The sequence below is a fragment of the Euryarchaeota archaeon genome, assembly GCA_016207515.1.
Taxonomy (GTDB): Archaea; Thermoplasmatota; SW-10-69-26; order JACQPN01; family JACQPN01; genus JACQPN01.
In genome coordinates this window covers 95963-111538 of record JACQPN010000012.1, presented here as the reverse complement: position 1 = coordinate 111538, position 15576 = coordinate 95963, and the positions used below count along the sequence as shown (strand labels likewise).

At 60.8% G+C, this 15576-nt stretch carries 13 protein-coding genes; 8 read left to right on the top strand and 5 right to left on the bottom strand.

The features are described from left to right. Positions 1-29: 29 nt before the first annotated feature. The 3 genes from HY556_05605 to nth all read right to left on the bottom strand — a co-directional run bounded on the left by HY556_05605 (position 30) and on the right by nth (position 3422). Positions 30-2105: a V-type ATP synthase subunit I gene (locus HY556_05605; GenBank protein ID MBI4393258.1), complete on the bottom strand. Its 2076-nt coding sequence runs from the start codon at positions 2103-2105 to the stop codon at positions 30-32. A 5-nt stretch (positions 2106-2110) separates the two neighbouring features. After that, positions 2111-2440 (bottom strand): hypothetical protein, encoded by a 330-nt coding sequence (locus HY556_05600; protein MBI4393257.1) that lies wholly within the window; start codon positions 2438-2440, stop codon positions 2111-2113. Positions 2441-2789: 349 nt separating this feature from the next. Next, positions 2790-3422 (bottom strand): endonuclease III, encoded by a 633-nt coding sequence (nth, locus tag HY556_05595; GenBank protein ID MBI4393256.1) that lies wholly within the window; start codon positions 3420-3422, stop codon positions 2790-2792. A gap of 185 nt (positions 3423-3607) precedes the next feature. On the opposite strand from nth, the gene HY556_05590 reads away from it, so the two are divergent. From HY556_05590 to HY556_05555, 8 genes are all read left to right on the top strand, one after another. After that, positions 3608-4471 carry a hypothetical protein gene (locus HY556_05590; protein ID MBI4393255.1) on the top strand — a complete coding sequence of 288 codons (864 nt, stop codon included), beginning with the start codon at positions 3608-3610 and terminating at the stop codon, positions 4469-4471. Between the two features lie 64 nt (positions 4472-4535). Next, on the top strand, positions 4536-4958 hold the full coding sequence (locus tag HY556_05585) for an acyl-CoA thioesterase (GenBank protein MBI4393254.1): 423 nt from the start codon (positions 4536-4538) through the stop codon (positions 4956-4958). 101 nt (positions 4959-5059) lie between these two features. Next, entirely contained in the window at positions 5060-5521 is a 462-nt protein-coding gene (locus HY556_05580) for a gamma carbonic anhydrase family protein (GenBank protein MBI4393253.1), read from the top strand. 52 nt (positions 5522-5573) lie between these two features. Further along, positions 5574-5873 carry a hypothetical protein gene (locus HY556_05575; protein MBI4393252.1) on the top strand — a complete coding sequence of 100 codons (300 nt, stop codon included), beginning with the start codon at positions 5574-5576 and terminating at the stop codon, positions 5871-5873. A 12-nt stretch (positions 5874-5885) separates the two neighbouring features. Beyond that, positions 5886-6248 (top strand): PIN domain-containing protein, encoded by a 363-nt coding sequence (locus tag HY556_05570; protein ID MBI4393251.1) that lies wholly within the window; start codon positions 5886-5888, stop codon positions 6246-6248. A 59-nt stretch (positions 6249-6307) separates the two neighbouring features. Then, on the top strand, positions 6308-7489 hold the full coding sequence (locus tag HY556_05565) for an MFS transporter (protein ID MBI4393250.1): 1182 nt from the start codon (positions 6308-6310) through the stop codon (positions 7487-7489). 169 nt (positions 7490-7658) lie between these two features. Beyond that, positions 7659-8507: a DNA adenine methylase gene (locus HY556_05560; protein ID MBI4393249.1), complete on the top strand. Its 849-nt coding sequence runs from the start codon at positions 7659-7661 to the stop codon at positions 8505-8507. Further along, positions 8494-9372: a DNA adenine methylase gene (locus tag HY556_05555; GenBank protein ID MBI4393248.1), complete on the top strand. Its 879-nt coding sequence runs from the start codon at positions 8494-8496 to the stop codon at positions 9370-9372. Before HY556_05560 ends, HY556_05555 begins: the two co-directional genes overlap by 14 nt. On the opposite strand, the gene HY556_05550 is transcribed toward HY556_05555, so the two are convergent. Both HY556_05550 and HY556_05545 read right to left on the bottom strand, forming a co-directional pair. After that, on the bottom strand, positions 9341-10435 hold the full coding sequence (locus HY556_05550) for a hypothetical protein (protein MBI4393247.1): 1095 nt from the start codon (positions 10433-10435) through the stop codon (positions 9341-9343). The genes HY556_05555 and HY556_05550 overlap by 32 nt on opposite strands. An 885-nt stretch (positions 10436-11320) precedes the next feature. Further along, positions 11321-15535, bottom strand: coding sequence for a hypothetical protein (locus tag HY556_05545; GenBank protein ID MBI4393246.1), 4215 nt, complete (start codon positions 15533-15535; stop codon positions 11321-11323). Between the last annotated feature and the right edge of the window lie 41 nt (positions 15536-15576).

Sequence of the window (15576 nt, the reverse complement as noted above, 5' to 3'; positions counted from 1 at the left end):
CTGTTCACCATTGCTTTACACCTCGTTTCCTAAGCGGTACTGTAGATCCTCTTCCGACCGAACGGCGCGAACGACTTCCCGCCGCCGGCGAAGAACTTCAGGAAGAACTCGACGTAGTTCAACCTGATCGCCTGGATCCCCGATGAGAGGATGCCAAGGACGAAGACCATGAGCTGCGTGACGATGAGTAGCAACAACCCGACGACCACCAGAAGGAGCCCGGCATTCGGGTCCATGACCATCCCGACGAGGAAGAGGCCGTTGAACGCGAACGCCATCGCCCCCTTCGCGACCGCCACACCGGCGAGCCTCGTGTACGATATCATGTTGGAAAGGAGACCGAGTATCTCAAGGGCACCGATGGGTCCTTCCGTCGCGACGAGGAGGACGAAGCCAGGGACCAGGAGGAAAAGCGTGACGGCGGAAAGGACGGACAGCGCCGCCACCGCGGGTTCGAGGAACGTGCCGTGGGTGATGAGCGGGGTGGCCATCCCCATCATGAGGCCTAGGAACGCGAACAGGACGAAGAGCCAACCGACCTTCGCGCCAAGGTGCTTCCAACCGTGTCCGAGGGAGTTGACGAGGCCGAAGGCGAGGCCGATGAAGATGTGGACGAAACCCGCAAGAAGCGACAGGACGAGGAGATCGGTGACGTTGGTGAGTTTTCCGAGGACGGGTTCCATGACGCCCGTCTCCGCGCCGCCGCTTGCGATGCAAGTCCACGTCGTCTCCTTAAGATGCGTCTGGACGTTGGCACAGGTCGCCGCAAGCCCCTCGTGGCCGAGCTCCTCGATCGCGTGATGGCTTGCCGCGAAAGGGATCCCGAAAGCCTCGACGAAGAAGACGCCTCCGAAGATCGAGGCGACGACACCGGCCGCGAGTATTGCGGTCCCGAGACTCGGAATACCTTCGATCGACTTCAGCTTGGTGAGGAGCGTGTACCCGATGAGCATCATTAGGATGCCGTAGCCGAGGTCTCCTATCATGAAACCGAAGAAGACCGGGAAGACGACCGCGACCACGACCGTCGGATCGATCTCGTCATGTTTCGGTTTGGAGAAGAGGTCGATGAAGAACTCGAAGGGCCGTGCCGCCCCCGGGTTCTTGTACTTCGTCGGCGGCTCCTCGCGCGCCGCCTCATCGGGCGAATGTCCATGGCCGAGGGCCTCGTGCTCGTGATGCGCCTCGGTGACGACCTCCACGTGGACGCTGCCGTTCGTGGCCTGGTTGAGGCGCGAGGCGACCCAGTGGAACTGCGTCGCGGGGACCCACGCGTCCACCACGAACGCGTTCTCCGTCGTTGCGAACGCAAGCGGGGCCTCCCCCTTCTCGGTCTCGATCGAAAGGTGCTCTTCCGCGGCCAGGATGAAGTCCGTCCATTGGGCGCGAAGGTTCGCGACCTCCCCCCGGCTCTTCTCGAGCCGCTCTTCGAGGAGCCTACGCTCGCTCTGGATGGCCTCCATGCGCGCGGCGGGGCTTCCTTTGCCGCTCGGAAGCTCGACCGCTTTGAAGCCGTGTTTCGTGAGTTGGTCCATCGTCGCCTGCGATTGGTCCTTCGGGACGAAGACGGCGACTACGCCATCGTCGCCACCGAAAGCGATCGCATCCTTTGAAGCCCGCGCCAGCCCGTCGCGCCAGCCCGCGGCCGCGGTGCCGACGAAGGTATCGATCGTGTCGTACCCTCTGTAATCCTCTATGACGAGCGGCAACTGGGCGAAGGGTCGGAGTCGCGTCTCCTCGTCCGAGAGCTCCGTGAGGGCAGCGGCGATGCGGTCGCGCGACTCTATTGCGGAGTTCGCGTTCGATTCCATCTCGGCCAGGCCGGCGGAAAGCCTGGTCTCTATGCCCTTCGCCGCGTAGACGCGGCGCGGCGCCGTGCCGGCGACGATGCCGAGTTGCCTTGCAAGCGACCTTAACCGGACGAGCCGTTCGGAGGCGGCGCTCGAGGCGGCAAGCGTCTTTCCGATCCGGAAGCCTTCACGCTGGCCCTCCTTGTATTCGATGATGTGGACGGCGCCCATCTGGTGGAGTTCGCGGATGATCGTGTCCTCGCTCTCTTTCGAGGAGATGACGAGAACGCGCTTCATGGGCTCCGGGCGAAGCATCAGGTTCACTCCTTCAGTCTTGCTTCGAACCTTTCGACGAGGAGCTCCACCGATCTTTCGAACGCCTTCGTGCCGGTGCGCTCCATGACCGCGTCGGCCGCTTTCTTGCCGGCCGCGACGAGACGCGTTCGGTCCTGAAGCGCTTCCCCGCGTGCGGCTGTGATCATCTGCGCCGCCTCGTGTTCGGCATGGGCCTTCGCGCCCTCGACGATCTTTTCGGCCTCGGCCCGGGCATCGCGGACGATTCTCATGCTTTCCGCCTCGGCCTTTTCGCGAGCGGTCCGGACGTCGTCCTCCGCACTCTTGATCCGCTTAAGGGACTCGACGTCCGACATGGAAATCGACTTCTCGCATACAGATTGCCATATAAATAGGCTTGGCCGCTCGGTGTACGCGTTTTGAAGAAGGGAAATCGCTCGCGCGTTGCCTTGGAAAAGCGCGCGTCGGAACCGTCTTGCAATCGCCGGATTACGTCCGCCCCGCCTTTCAGCCGCGTGGACCGCCGCTGGACAACGTGGTCGTTCTTCGGACGGGGCGAGAGGTCGAGGCCTCGACCGGACTTGCGCCTGCATCAACGATCGACGGCGCTTGTCGGAGCTTTCCACGCGCTCCGCCTCTTCGCCCGCCGGAATCTGCCGCTGTCGTTCGTCATCTGCGCGCCCGCGCCGTCCGCCAATGGACCGGTCAACGGCCGGCCTTGGCGAGGAACGACGCGGCGCTTGGGCATAGGTCCCTGAGCGTACAACGGCCGCAGCGCGGGTCTCTGGCCCGGCACGTGGAGCGGCCGTGGTCGATGAGAAGGTGCGTGATCTTCCCCCAATACGCGCGTGGGACGGTCTTCAGGAGGTCGCGCTCGATTTTTTCAGGTGTCGACTTGCGGGTCAACCCGAGCCTTCGGGACAACCTTCCGGCGTGCGTGTCGACGGCGATCGCCTCGGTCTTTCCGAAGGCGTTCCAAAGGAGGACGGCGGCGGTCTTGCGGCCGACGCCGGGAAGCTCGACCAGCGCGGAAAGCTCGTCCGGCACCCTTCCCCCGTGGACCCCGACGAGCCTCTTCGCCGCGGCGCGAATGTTTCGCGTCTTGGCCCGGAAGAACCCCGTGCTCCGGACGAGGCGCTCAATGTCCGACGTCCTTGCCACCGACATCGACTCGGCGTCAGGATACGCGGCGAAGAGGGCGGGTGTCACAATGTTCACGCGCTGGTCCGTGCACTGCGCGGAGAGGATCGTCGCGACCAACAGCTGGAAGGGCGAGGAGTGGTCGAGCGAGCATCTCGAATCGGGGTACTCCTTCTCGAGGCGTGAGATGATCTCCATGGTGCGGGCCCGGCGGGCGGCGAGCGTGGCGGACGGTCGCGTTGCCTTCGAAGACGGTCTCACAAGTTCCCAACATGCTTCACGGTTATCTTTCTCGCTACGGCTGCCGTGGCACCCACGAGGCGCACGCTTCCGCGCGACCGTTCCCCCGCATCCCTTATATCGAGGGTCGCGAATGGGAACGCATGGAAGCCCGGCTCGCCATCGTCGCGACCATCGTCACGGCCCTCCTCGTGTTCACCCCCCTCGGCCCCGTGGCGTCTGCTGGCACGGAGCAAGCACCCGAGATAACGGATCCCACGGGCGACACGCAGCCTGCCTCCGCGTCCGCCTACGCGGATGTTGTCGCAGGATGGATCACCGACGACGCAACGAAGATAACCACCTACGTGAAGGTCGCGCAACTTCCGCCAAATACACCGCCGAACATGCTCTACATCTTCGGTTTCGCACACCACCACGGGACGTGTCACTCATTCTATACGTACTTCTGGGTGAACGGGCAGACGAACGCGCCGGAGTTCAAGCAGGGCGTTTTCGATGATTGCGCTGACCAGCCGCTGAACAACAGCGAGAAGGCGACCACTGGCGTCGCAGGGACGCAAGGATCCCCGATCTTCAAAGTGGAATTCCAGAAGAAGGAACTTGGGCCGTATTTCAAAGGCGACGCCCTCACGAACCTTAGCGCGCTCGTGATAGACGGGACGGCATTCACGGCGTTCGCCGCTTGCGCCGCCGGGGACGCGGCCTGCCAGGCGGCAGGAGCCGTCGCCAACCAGGCCTCGGCCCAGGCCGGATTCCCGGACGGATCCAGCACGGAGAAAACCTACACCCTGAGCGCCGGACCGGCCCGGCCCGAACCGGTCGTCGTCGAGGACGGGAACGACACGATGGGGATGGGCGGCGATGGCGATCCATCTAACGGCGACGGGAGCGGCGACGACGGGAACCTGAGCGGCGACGAGCAATCGCGGAACACGCCCGGGTTCGAGGTGGCGGTTGCGCTCGTTGCGACCTCCGCCGCGTTCGCCTTCCGGCGCCGGAAATAGTGTATACGTACAAGTACGTACCCCACAAGGTAACCGCAAAATAGCCGTGGGCCGTTCAACGCGCATGGCGCTTTCCGAGTTCCGCTTCAGGCTTCCAATCCAAGTGCGCTTTCGCGATATCGACGGCATGGGCCACGTGAACAACGCCGTCTACCTCACCTACCTCGAAGAGGCGCGCACCCAGTATTTCATGAAGATCCGCGGCATCGAGACCCTTCCAGAGGTCGACTTCATCGTCGCAAAGATAACCATCGAGTATGAAGCGCCGATCCACCTTGGCGACGGGATCGAGGTCGGGATACGCGTAAACCGCATCGGGGACAAGAGCTTCGACTTCAAGTACGAGCTCTGGGACAGGAAGACCAACAAACTCGTCGCAGACGCGGAGAGCGTGCAGGTCTTCTATGACTACAAGGCCGAGACGACGAAGCAAGTGCCGACGGAATTCCGCCAACGCGTGAACGAGTACGAGGGGCGCAAACTCTGAGCGGCCGGCAAGGGAACTCTGGAAAGGCCGGGAACGCGGCCGGAGCGCGTCGCTCGCCGCGCATCGACCCCACCGCCTTCATCCATCCCTCCGCCGTAATCATGGGCGACGTGGAGATCGGCCCCGAGGTCTCGGTGTGGCCTCACGCATCCATCCGCGCCGACATGGGAACGATCCGAATCGGTGAAGCGACGTCGGTGCAGGACGGCGTCATCATCCACACCGACCCCGGCGTCACCGTCGACATCGGCAAGCACGTCGCGCTAGGCCACGGCGCGATAATACACGGAGCCTCGGTGCGTGACCGCGTCATCGTCGGAATGGGCTCGATACTCCTCGACGGGGCGACCATCGGCTCTTGGAGCATCGTGGCGGCGGGGGCGCTCGTGACGCGAGGGACGCAAGTGCCCGAAGGGAGCCTAGTCATCGGGGTGCCGGCGAAGGTCGTGCCGAAGGGCGACGCGCTCAAGGACGCGATACGCACGAACGCGACCCATTATGCGGATGTGGTGGCGGCGTATCGACGGGGCGACGTCGGCGGCTGGCCGAAGGGGAATCCATAGTTCGTGGGCCCTCCGCAAGATATTTCTATTCGTATATACAGAACGTATACACGTGTTGGCCCGAATCAAGAAATGGGGCAATAGTTTCGGCGTCCGTCTCACGAAAAGGGACTTGGCGGACCTGGGGCTTCGTGAAGGCGAGACCGTGAAGATCAGCGTGGAGCGCGTCGGGCCAGCGGGGCGAATCGACCTCAGTAGGTTGCCGCTCTTCACGGACCCGGACCCGTATGCCTCGGAGAACCACGACAAGTACCTCGGGGAATACTACGAGGAACTGGCGCAACGGCTCGAGGCGAACGGAAAATCGGGAAAGCGAGCCTCCAAGCCTCGAAAACCTGAGACGGCTACGTGAGGAAGGCGCGACATGCGGGTAGCAGATACTTCGTTCATCTACGCCGCGCTCTCTGGTCTTGACGCGCACCATGACGACGCCATGGCAGCGTTGGCGAGCGGAGGGCCCGTTCTGCTCCCGGCCGAGATCTTCGCCGAAACGGTGAACCTGATCCAGCGTCGCCGCGGATTCGAGGATGCGAAGCGGGCGGCCGAGATAGTCGCGGGATTCACGGAACGCTGCCACGCAGGGGCCGAAATCGATGAGGTCGCGTGGCGCATCTACTGCGACGGCCGAGGCGCCTTGAGTTACCCAGACGCGGTCGTCCTCGCGTGGTGCTCGAAATTGGATGCAAAGCCCCTTTCCTTCGACAAGGAGATCTTGCGACGCGCGTAAGGCTCGGATGGACGGGTCGGTTCCGATAGGGTTTTCATCGGGCGAAATGGTCGCAGCGCGTGGCCGCATGGGTCCGGGGCCGGCTGGATAGGTTTCCCCCCAACGTCCTCGCCCTCGGCCTCGTCAGTTTCCTCACCGACATCTCAAGCGAGATGATCTTCGCGGTCCTTCCATTCTTTCTCACGGAAGTGCTCGGCGCAAGCCCCGCCGTCTTCGGCCTCATCGAGGGACTCGCGGAGGGTACGTCGGCGATACTCAAGGGCGTTTCCGGCGTGTGGTCGGACAAGGTCCGGCGGCGAAAACCCTTCGTCCTCGCAGGGTACGCCCTCTCCGCCGTCGTGAAACCGCTCTTCGCCTTCGCGACCGTGTGGCCGGTGGCGATGGCGTTACGCGTCGGCGATCGCGTCGGAAAAGGGATCCGGACGGCGCCTCGGGACGCGATCATCGCTGGATCGACGGACAAGGCCACGAGGGGTGCTGCGTTCGGGCTACATCGCTTCATGGACACGATGGGCGCCGTGGTCGGGCCCTTGGTGGCGCTGGCGCTTCTTCCTGCGCTCGGTTACTCGAACCTCTTCCTTCTCACCGCCATCCCCGGCATCCTTGCAATCGGCGTCATCTGGTTCTACGTCAGGGAGGCGAAGGCCGTTTCCGCGGCACCTGTCCGCTTCACGCTTTCCGGGCTTCCACGCGAGTACGTCTGGTACCTGGCCGTCTCAGCGGTCTTTGCCCTCGCGAACTTCAGTTGGGCGTTCTATCTTCTACGGGCAAGGGACTTGGGTCAGGCCTTGGGTGCGGCGATCGGCCTCTACTTGATCTACAACATCAGCTACGCGCTCCTTTCCTACCCGGCAGGACGGCTCTCCGACCGATTGGGCCGCCGCACGGTCATCGCGGCCGGATTCATCCTGTTCATCGTCACTGCGGTCGGATTCGCCTTCGTCCCCTTCGGAAGCCCCGTGATAATAGGTCTCTTCGTCCTCTACGGCGGCTTCATGGCGGTCTACGAGGGAGTGCAGAAAGCGTACGTGTCGGATCTCGTGCAGGAAGAACACCGCGCGTCGGCGCTTGGCATCTTCAACACCGTCCTCGGAGTCGGGGCCCTTGTCGCAGGGGTGTGGGCGGGCGTCGTGTGGGGAACTTTGGGGTTCGTTACGGTATTCGTCTCATCGGGGACGCTGGCTGCGGTGGCGCTTGTCCTGCTGCTGATAATGGTGAAACCCTCCGATTTGGGGCCATAGTCCCCCAAGAAAGCATGTCTTGGCCGCGGGGCCGACACTTTCAATGACCTAACACGCCCTGTTAAAGCACTATCCAATTCTAATCCGCAAAGATGACATGCCAAGGCGTGCATGCCATGCCGGGACGCCCTTGCAATCCACTTTACCCGCTAATCACATCCACGATCACGTGAAAACATGTGAGAGCGTGCAACCATTACTCCGCTACCCGGGCGGCAAATTCTACGCCCTTAAGCTTCTAAGACGCTTCTGGTCTGCGGTCCGGCACGACGAGTACCGGGAGCCCTTCGCCGGCGGAGCAACTGTTTTTTTCGATAAGCCGCGGGTAGCGCACAACTGGCTGAATGATATGGACGCCGAATTGATGGGTGTTTACAGGACGATCGCCAACGAAAAGACTCGAAAAACCCTAATCGCCCGCTTGCGGACAGAAACGGCCTCGCCAAGTCGTTGGAAACAAGTCCGCGACATGACACCGACGAGCCAATTGGGTCAGGCCTTCAAGTATTACTACCTGAATCGGACGTCCTTCAGCGGAAAACTCATTTCGGCATCGTGGGGCTATCGCCCCCGGCGCAGTCTGCCGCCGGAACGCTGGGAAGAACGCCTCCTGCCATGCGGGAAGAAGATTGAGAACGTAAAACTAACGACCGGGGACTTCCAACACGTGATTGAGTCACGAGCAGATGGCAAGGCAGTACTTCTATACGTGGATCCACCCTACTACGCGCCACCGCGCCGGAAACATTACCGAAACGGCTTCACAGCCGAAGATCATCATCGGCTCGCCGAGGCCCTGAAGGGGACGTCACACAAGTTTTTCCTCACGTATGACGACGTTCCACAGGTCCGTAGCATGTATGAGTGGGCAAACATACACGAATTGAAGTTCTTCTACCGAGTCGGGAATTCTAACACGGCGCAAGGAAGGCGGACACGCGGCTGTGAACTAGTCATTACAAATTACAAGCTTCCCACCCAAGAACACATGGAGGATTTTCCATATGAGTGCATTTAGCGACTCGGTCGATACGACCGTCATCTCGCCGTTTCGATACCCAGGAGGCAAATACTATGCAACCAAACATCTACTGCCATTTATCAACGCCTACGATCACGACGAATATCGGGAGCCGTTCCTAGGCGGGGGAACAATTTTCTTCGCGAAACGCCGCGTCCCGTACAATTGGCTCAACGATCTTGACGACAATCTCATGGCGACGTACCGAATCATGGCGGACCCAGAGCTGTCGCAGAAACTCGCGGCACGCATGCAGGCTGAGGTTGCCAGTCCTACGCGTCACGCCGAACTCAAGGCATTCGGGCCCTCGAATGACTTTGAAATCGCTTTCAAGACGTATTACTTGAATCGAACGTCGTATTCAGGAATTATCAACAAGCCAGCATGGGGCTACAGAGAATCACAAAGCGCGCCGCCCGGAACTTGGGGCGAAAAAATACGGAAGGCCCACGAAAAGCTTCTTGGAGCGAAGCTTACAGACAGGGATTTCTCTCTGGTTCTTGAAGCTCCCCCGAGGGGCAAGCGCGTTTTGATGTACCTTGACCCTCCATACTTTCATGCTGATCAAAAACGTGCATACACGAAGCCCTTCAAGGCGTCCGATCACTTGCGCTTGGCGCGTGCTCTGAAAGTGCTTGACGCGGGTTTTTGTCTATCCTACGACGATTGCCCAGAAGTCAGAGATTTTTACCGTTGGGCACACGTGTACGAACGTAGCTGGCTTTACAACACGTCGAATCTTCGAGGCCAACGACGGAAAACTGGAAACGAACTTGTGATCACAAACTACCCGGTTCGACAAATAGTTCAGTCCCCACTTCCGCCAACCGTTACCTCCAGCGTTCGAGCCAACGCTCACTGACCTCGTGTTTGGCGACCAACGTCTCATACGATATGTGTTGCATTGACTTCAACCGGTGTGGCATTTTGGGATGGGGTTCCAAAAGGGACGTGGGAACAGAGAAGAATGCCCATCGTTTTCTTGCTTTGAAGCCTAATTCTTCGCGGAAGGCGTCAGCAACGGGAGGTTCAAGGCAGGCGATAATGCTATCGAAATCAGTTTTGAGGTACAGTCTGCTTTGCGTCGGATGGTCGTTCACCCGACCCCTGGATAGTTGCGTCTCCAAAGCCACGGTTGAACCTCTGCCGGCCAGTTTGCACGCGCTATACGTCGCACCCTTGACCTGAAAGTGGTGACAACGCGCCGTCCCAATAGAGGTCAACGCAAGGTCCGCCTTCTCAGCGCGCGTCCTGCCACAATGATTGGCCGGTAACACCGTAACGCCTTTGAGACGCGCCAGGCGCCGGAATGCGAATTCGCGCGCGAAACCAAGGACGTTCATGTCCCACACCCTAAAGTTCTCGGACTTAAGGATTGAATCCAAGATAATGTCGCTCGCGAGACCAAGCTTCTTCGATGTGAGAGGAAGCAATTCCGTTTCACCTGGAGTAACGCCGTTTACCTCCGTTATACGCTTTAGCCCAATACGATGGGACGCGTTGAGTCCACCATGCCTTTTCCAATCTAAGTCGAATGGGCTCTTGATTCTCGACGGATCATCAGCATGCACGGGCAATTCGTCTCGACGAAGAAACAGTATTCGCAGCGGTTTGTATGTTACGAGGCCGATTAGAAAATCGGGGAATTCCGCACGAGCTGAATAGTAATCCATAGATTCGTCCTGGGATTTGGCACCATGAGTCTTGTGGGTCTTGTACTGCACCATTTCTCCGCGAGTTCCCGCTAGCGTAGGAGTCTTGAGCTGAAGCTTGAAACCGTTGACGACCCGATCAACGTCCGTGTCGCCGCCAACCGCGTCGCACCGGACGCCCATATGGGCCAATAGTTTATCAAACACGATTTCGAACGCGTGCCCCTTCACGGTCCGCAAGATGGCGGATTCGGAGGCCAGCAATTGATCCAACTCTGTTGCATTGAAATCGAGTACGTTGGCTAAGGCAGCTAACTTTGTGGACGGAGCGATCCCGCGTCCGTCAGGACTCGAATTCTTCGCCTCAACTTCCCTGATGATTCCCGCGATGCGCCCAGGCGGCGATCCCGACTCTTGCCGCGTTTGTTTCGTTGGCCCCGCCCGTCCCTCTCTAACGGTTGTCAGGTGAGTGGCACCAATTAGCCATCAAACGTAGATTTGTAGCGGGAATAAGGTAATTGATACTGAAACATGTAACAAAGTCACAAAAAAGGTTACGCCCATGTCGAACCATGGACCTTCAACGAATTGGTTTGGTCCTCCGGTCGAAAACCCGCCTCCGCCTTATCCAAGTACTAGCCGACGACAGGCTATCGGCGCAAGAGATTCACAGCCGAGTTTCGGAGCGCGGGGGTGGGCACCGCCACCGGGAATCGACATATCGCGACCTCGAAATCATGGTTGATGCGGAGATAATGGAAAAAACGTACGACAAGAAAGAGAAGGCGATTGTCTACAGACTGGTCACGCGTTACTTGCGGCTTGACCTCCTTGACCAACGCGGTGTCTAGCCCCCGCGATCATCGTTGCAACAAGGCAAAAGAGCGACCCGTGACGTCCAATCAAATCCACGAAGTCCGCCTCATGCGCCGCATCCCGGCTCGTACCCGTAGATCCTCGACGTGGGGGCGCTATCCGCCGCTGTCTGGGCCGGAGTCGTCTGGCAACTCTACGGTTTCCAATCCGTGTTCCTCGCGTCCGCCGGGATAGCGACGCTTGCCGTCGTGGCCCTCATCGCGTCCGCTCGGCAAAAGTGAAAAAACGGAAAAACGGCGGACTTCGATCCGCCGTCCGCCCCGGTATCCTCCAAGAGCCTGGCTAATCCTTCTTCGACCGTCTCGACGCGATCGCGACGAGGGCCGCCGCGCCGATGAAGGCGAGAGGCTCGAAGCCGGGTATCGGCGACTTCGGCTTCGCTTCGTCCTGCGTTCCGGCCTCGGCCGACTGCACCTCGATCCTCTTCTCGGAGAAGTGTCCCACGTAGACGAGCACTTGCACGCCGTCCTCGTCGGTCACGATCCAGTACTGCGACTCCGTGCCGCTCGCGGCAAGGAGCGCAGTCAGGCTAGAAGCCTTCGTTATCTTGACCTCGGTCTCGGCGCCGGTCGTCACGTCGAACAACTTCACGACCGCGTTTGCGCCTTCGACTATCGACTTGTCGACATTGAGGACGATGACCTTCCCCGTCTCCTCTACTGAAGAGACGCGGACAGACACCCCCTTATCCGCCTTTGGGGCCTCGACGGTCAAGGTGATGTCCTCGTATTCGAGCGTCTCGTCGACGCGCGAGGAATCGTCCTTCTTGACGATCGTCACCTCTCCACCGAGAGTGCCCTTCTCGACGGCCGCGTCGAGCTCGTCGGTCGCGGAATTCGCGACCTTGTCGAGCGCCTCACGCTTGGCCTTGAGGAGGAACAACCCCTCGCCTTCGAAGGTCAAGACGTCGCCTTCGAGCTTGTACTCGCCGCCACGCACGATGAACTTGGCAGTCGTCGTCCCATCGGTCAACGCAATCGTTCCGTCCTTGTCCGTGATGGCGAGATAGTCCGCGAAGTCCACCTTGAACTGGACGCCATCGGTCGAACGGAACTTCCAAAGACCGGTCGGGTTGTCGTGGATGTTGTACGAGAACCCTTCGCCAGCGATCTTCATCGAGACGCCGTCCGGGTCCGTATCGGTGCCGAAATCCGAGAACACGGCCGTCGTCGAGACGCCGTCCAAGAACAGCTGCCCGCCCACGGAGTACTCCGAGATGAGCTCCGTTGCCTGGTCGCCCTTCAAGGACACGAACTTGCCGGTGACCTCCACCGTCCCCGTGGATTCGTCCATCGTGATCTCGAAGTTCCCGAGCCGCTCGTGGGCTTTCGCGTCCTTCACGGCCAGGTCCTTGCACTTCTCGAACTCGACCCGGTTAGAGCCCTCGGCCCTTGCCTGCTCGCTCTTGAAGCTCGCCATGAAGCGCTCGAACTCCTGCTTTTGGAGCGACTCGAAGTCCACGACTTCTTCAGGCGTATGGTCGCCGCTCTGGAGGAATTCGACCTTGGCCCGCAGCATCTCGTTTTCGAAGTCCTTGACCTTGAGCCTGACTTGGAGATCGATGTCGAGCCTTTCCTCGTGCCGTCCCTCGCCGCAGGCCCGGAAGTCCTCGAACGTGTCATCGACACGTTGGGGCCTCTGCACCTGTTTACGCTCGGGCGCCGTCCCGAGCCGCGTGGCATTGGCGACGTCGGACCCGAAGCAACCGCCGCTCTTTTCAGCGCGATATTCATCCAAGTGCGCTCTCATCCGACTTTCCAACTGGGCGAACTCGTGCCTCACTGTCTCTTCGAACTCGACGCGCGCCTTCTCCTGCTTGGCCCTGAAGGCCGAAAGCTCCGCCTCCGTGTGGGTGGTCGCGAGGAAGTCCTTCTCACGCTCATCGAGGTTTCGCCTGAACGAGTCAGCCTTGTCCTTTATCGCATCCTCCATCCTGGCGCGCTCGTCGTGGAGGCGCTCCTCGAAAGCGCGGGTCGAGACATAGATGTCCTCGCCGCCGCAGGCGTTCGCGCCGATCTGGTCGGCGCCGATGTCGCCCGGCGGGCGGCATTTCTCGGGGAACGAGTTCGCGGCCTTGAAGGCCTGGATGGCGCTGCGTTCGGATTCGTCGAAGGCGTAGCGCGCCTCGTCGATCTCCTTCTTGATCTGTTGCCGCTCCAAGTCCGTGAGGTCGAAGTCGTCGAGTTTCGAGAACAGGGTGCCCATGCGCTCCTCGAACGCCTCTCGGGCCGCCCTTCGTTCCTGCTCGAAACCGAAGCCGGCCGCTTCCATGTTCTTGAAGAACTCGATGCACTCTGGCGGAGGACCGTAGTGCTGCATCTCGCCGCCCTGACCCTCCGGTGGAGCGCCACACTTCTCGCTCATCGCCTTGCGGAGCCGCTCTTCAAGCGCGCGCATCGCCGCCTGCATCTCGACCTCCAATGCGTCGCGCGCCTTCTGTTGGCGGCCCGCGAACTCGGAGATCTCGGCGTCCGTCCTCTTCGCATTGAAGAAATCCCTCTTCTCCTGGGCCTGACCCTCGAAGAAGGTGCGTCTTTTGGCTTCCTGTTCGCTACGAAGCGCGTCGAAATCGACGCGGGCGTTCTCGCGTAGCGAGATGCATTCCTGCGATTCGCCGAACCCGCCGGGTCCGGGCCCTCCGCCCAGCATGGGTTCGCCCGGCGAGCCGCGGAATCCGCCGAACTGGCCGCACTTGGCCTCGAAGTCCCGGAACATTTCCGAATGCTTCGAATCGATCTCGGCCTGGAGCGAGCGTTGGAAGTCGTCCATGGCGCGCCGCCACTCCGAGAAGAACGCCTCCTTCTCCGTCGCATTGTGCCGCTCGCCCTCGAACGCCAACCGCTTCTGTTCCATCGACGTGAAGAAGTCCTTGCGCCGGGCATCGAGTTGGGAGACGAACTGGCGGAACGACTCTTCCGCGGTCCTTCCCAACCCTTCGCACTCGTTTCGGAACTCTTCTCCGCCGGCGCCGGTCGCGTAGACCTCGTGGCCGCCGCAGCGGGCGTTGAACTCGTTGAAGAACTCGTCTTTCTTGCCGGCGATCTCGGATTCGATCTGCGACTCGAAATCGGAGCCGGACGCCTTGATCTTGTAGAAGAATTCCGCGCGCTCCTCCTCGCTGTGGTCCCCGGCCTCGAATTCCCTGATTGCAGCGTGTTGGCTCTCCTGGAAAGCCTGCCGCCGCGCCTCGATTCCCGAAAGGAAGTCCCTGAAGGCCGTCTCACCGTTCTGGCGCAGGCCATCGCATTCGGACCCGAATTGCGGTTGTCCGCCGGCGGATCCCGATTGGGCGCACCGCTCGAAGAACTCCTTGAAGTACGCCTGACGCGTCTCGCCGATCTCCGTCTGGAGTTCAGATTCGAAGGTGCCGATCTTCGCCCGTAGCTGCGAATGGAACTGGGAGTGCTCCTCCTCCGTGTGCGTCTCGGCGTCGAACTCGGCGTGCGCCGCATCGAGGTCCGTCTTGAACTGCTTCCGCCGCGCGTCCACATTCACCATGTAATCGCGCATGTTCTGCTCGGCTTGGACACGAAGGTTCTCGCATTCGTTTCCTCCGGCGCCAGAGGATGAGTCGCCCGAGGACGAACCGTCGTTCGAGCATTTTGCGTCCGCCTCGGTATAGTAAGAGGATTGCTTCGAGTCACGTTCTTGCGCGAGTTCCCGGTGGAACGCCTCATCCTCTTCGGCCGTGCGTTCGCTCGCGTGGAACTCCTTGTGGCGCATCTCTTGGGGTTCAAGCACTTCGGAGCGAAACCTCGCGCTCGCCTCGTCGTACATGCGCTGGCATTCGGATTGGTCGATCGACGGTTGTGTCGTGGCGCTCCCCGAGTCGTCCATTTGATCGGGCGGGCACCCGGTGGCGTCACAGACGATGATCGCGCCGCGGATGTCGGGGCGCTGGGCGAAGAAATAGACATAGGCGCCGGCCTTCTCGAACGTCCGGGTGTATGTCCCATGGACGGGGATCTCGCCGGAACGCGTTCCGTCCTCGAACGCCAACTGGCGGGCGTTGTCGGCCATGTTCATCCAAGTCACCGTGACGGGGGCCTTGAGGACGATCTTTTGGGGGTCGAATCCTGTTGCATGGATCGTCACTGACGCAGAATTTGTGGAGGGCTCTGTCACGGAGCCGGTGTCGCTGGTCATGGCGTCGACGACGTTCACTATACCCTGCATCCCTGGATGGATGGAGCAGAAATAGGCGAACTTGCCGACCGTCTTGAAAACGTGGGTGAAGGTCGCGCCTTGCTCGAGTCGCCCGCTCTCAAAACTCCCGTCGCTCGCCGTTACTGTGTGGGCGAACCCGTCGTGGTTCGTCCATGTGATGCTCTGGCCGACGGTGATTGTCACGTCCGGGGCGCTGAAGCTGGAGCCACGGATCGCAATCTGGTTCGGTTCCGCCTGACGGGCGTCCGGCCTTGTCGGTGCTGCGGGCACCTGGACGACGTCAGTGGCCGCGAGGACCGGCGACCCGACGAAAAAACAGACGCAAAGCAAGGCTACGATTTTCGAAGTACTTGACCTGTTCACCTGACCAA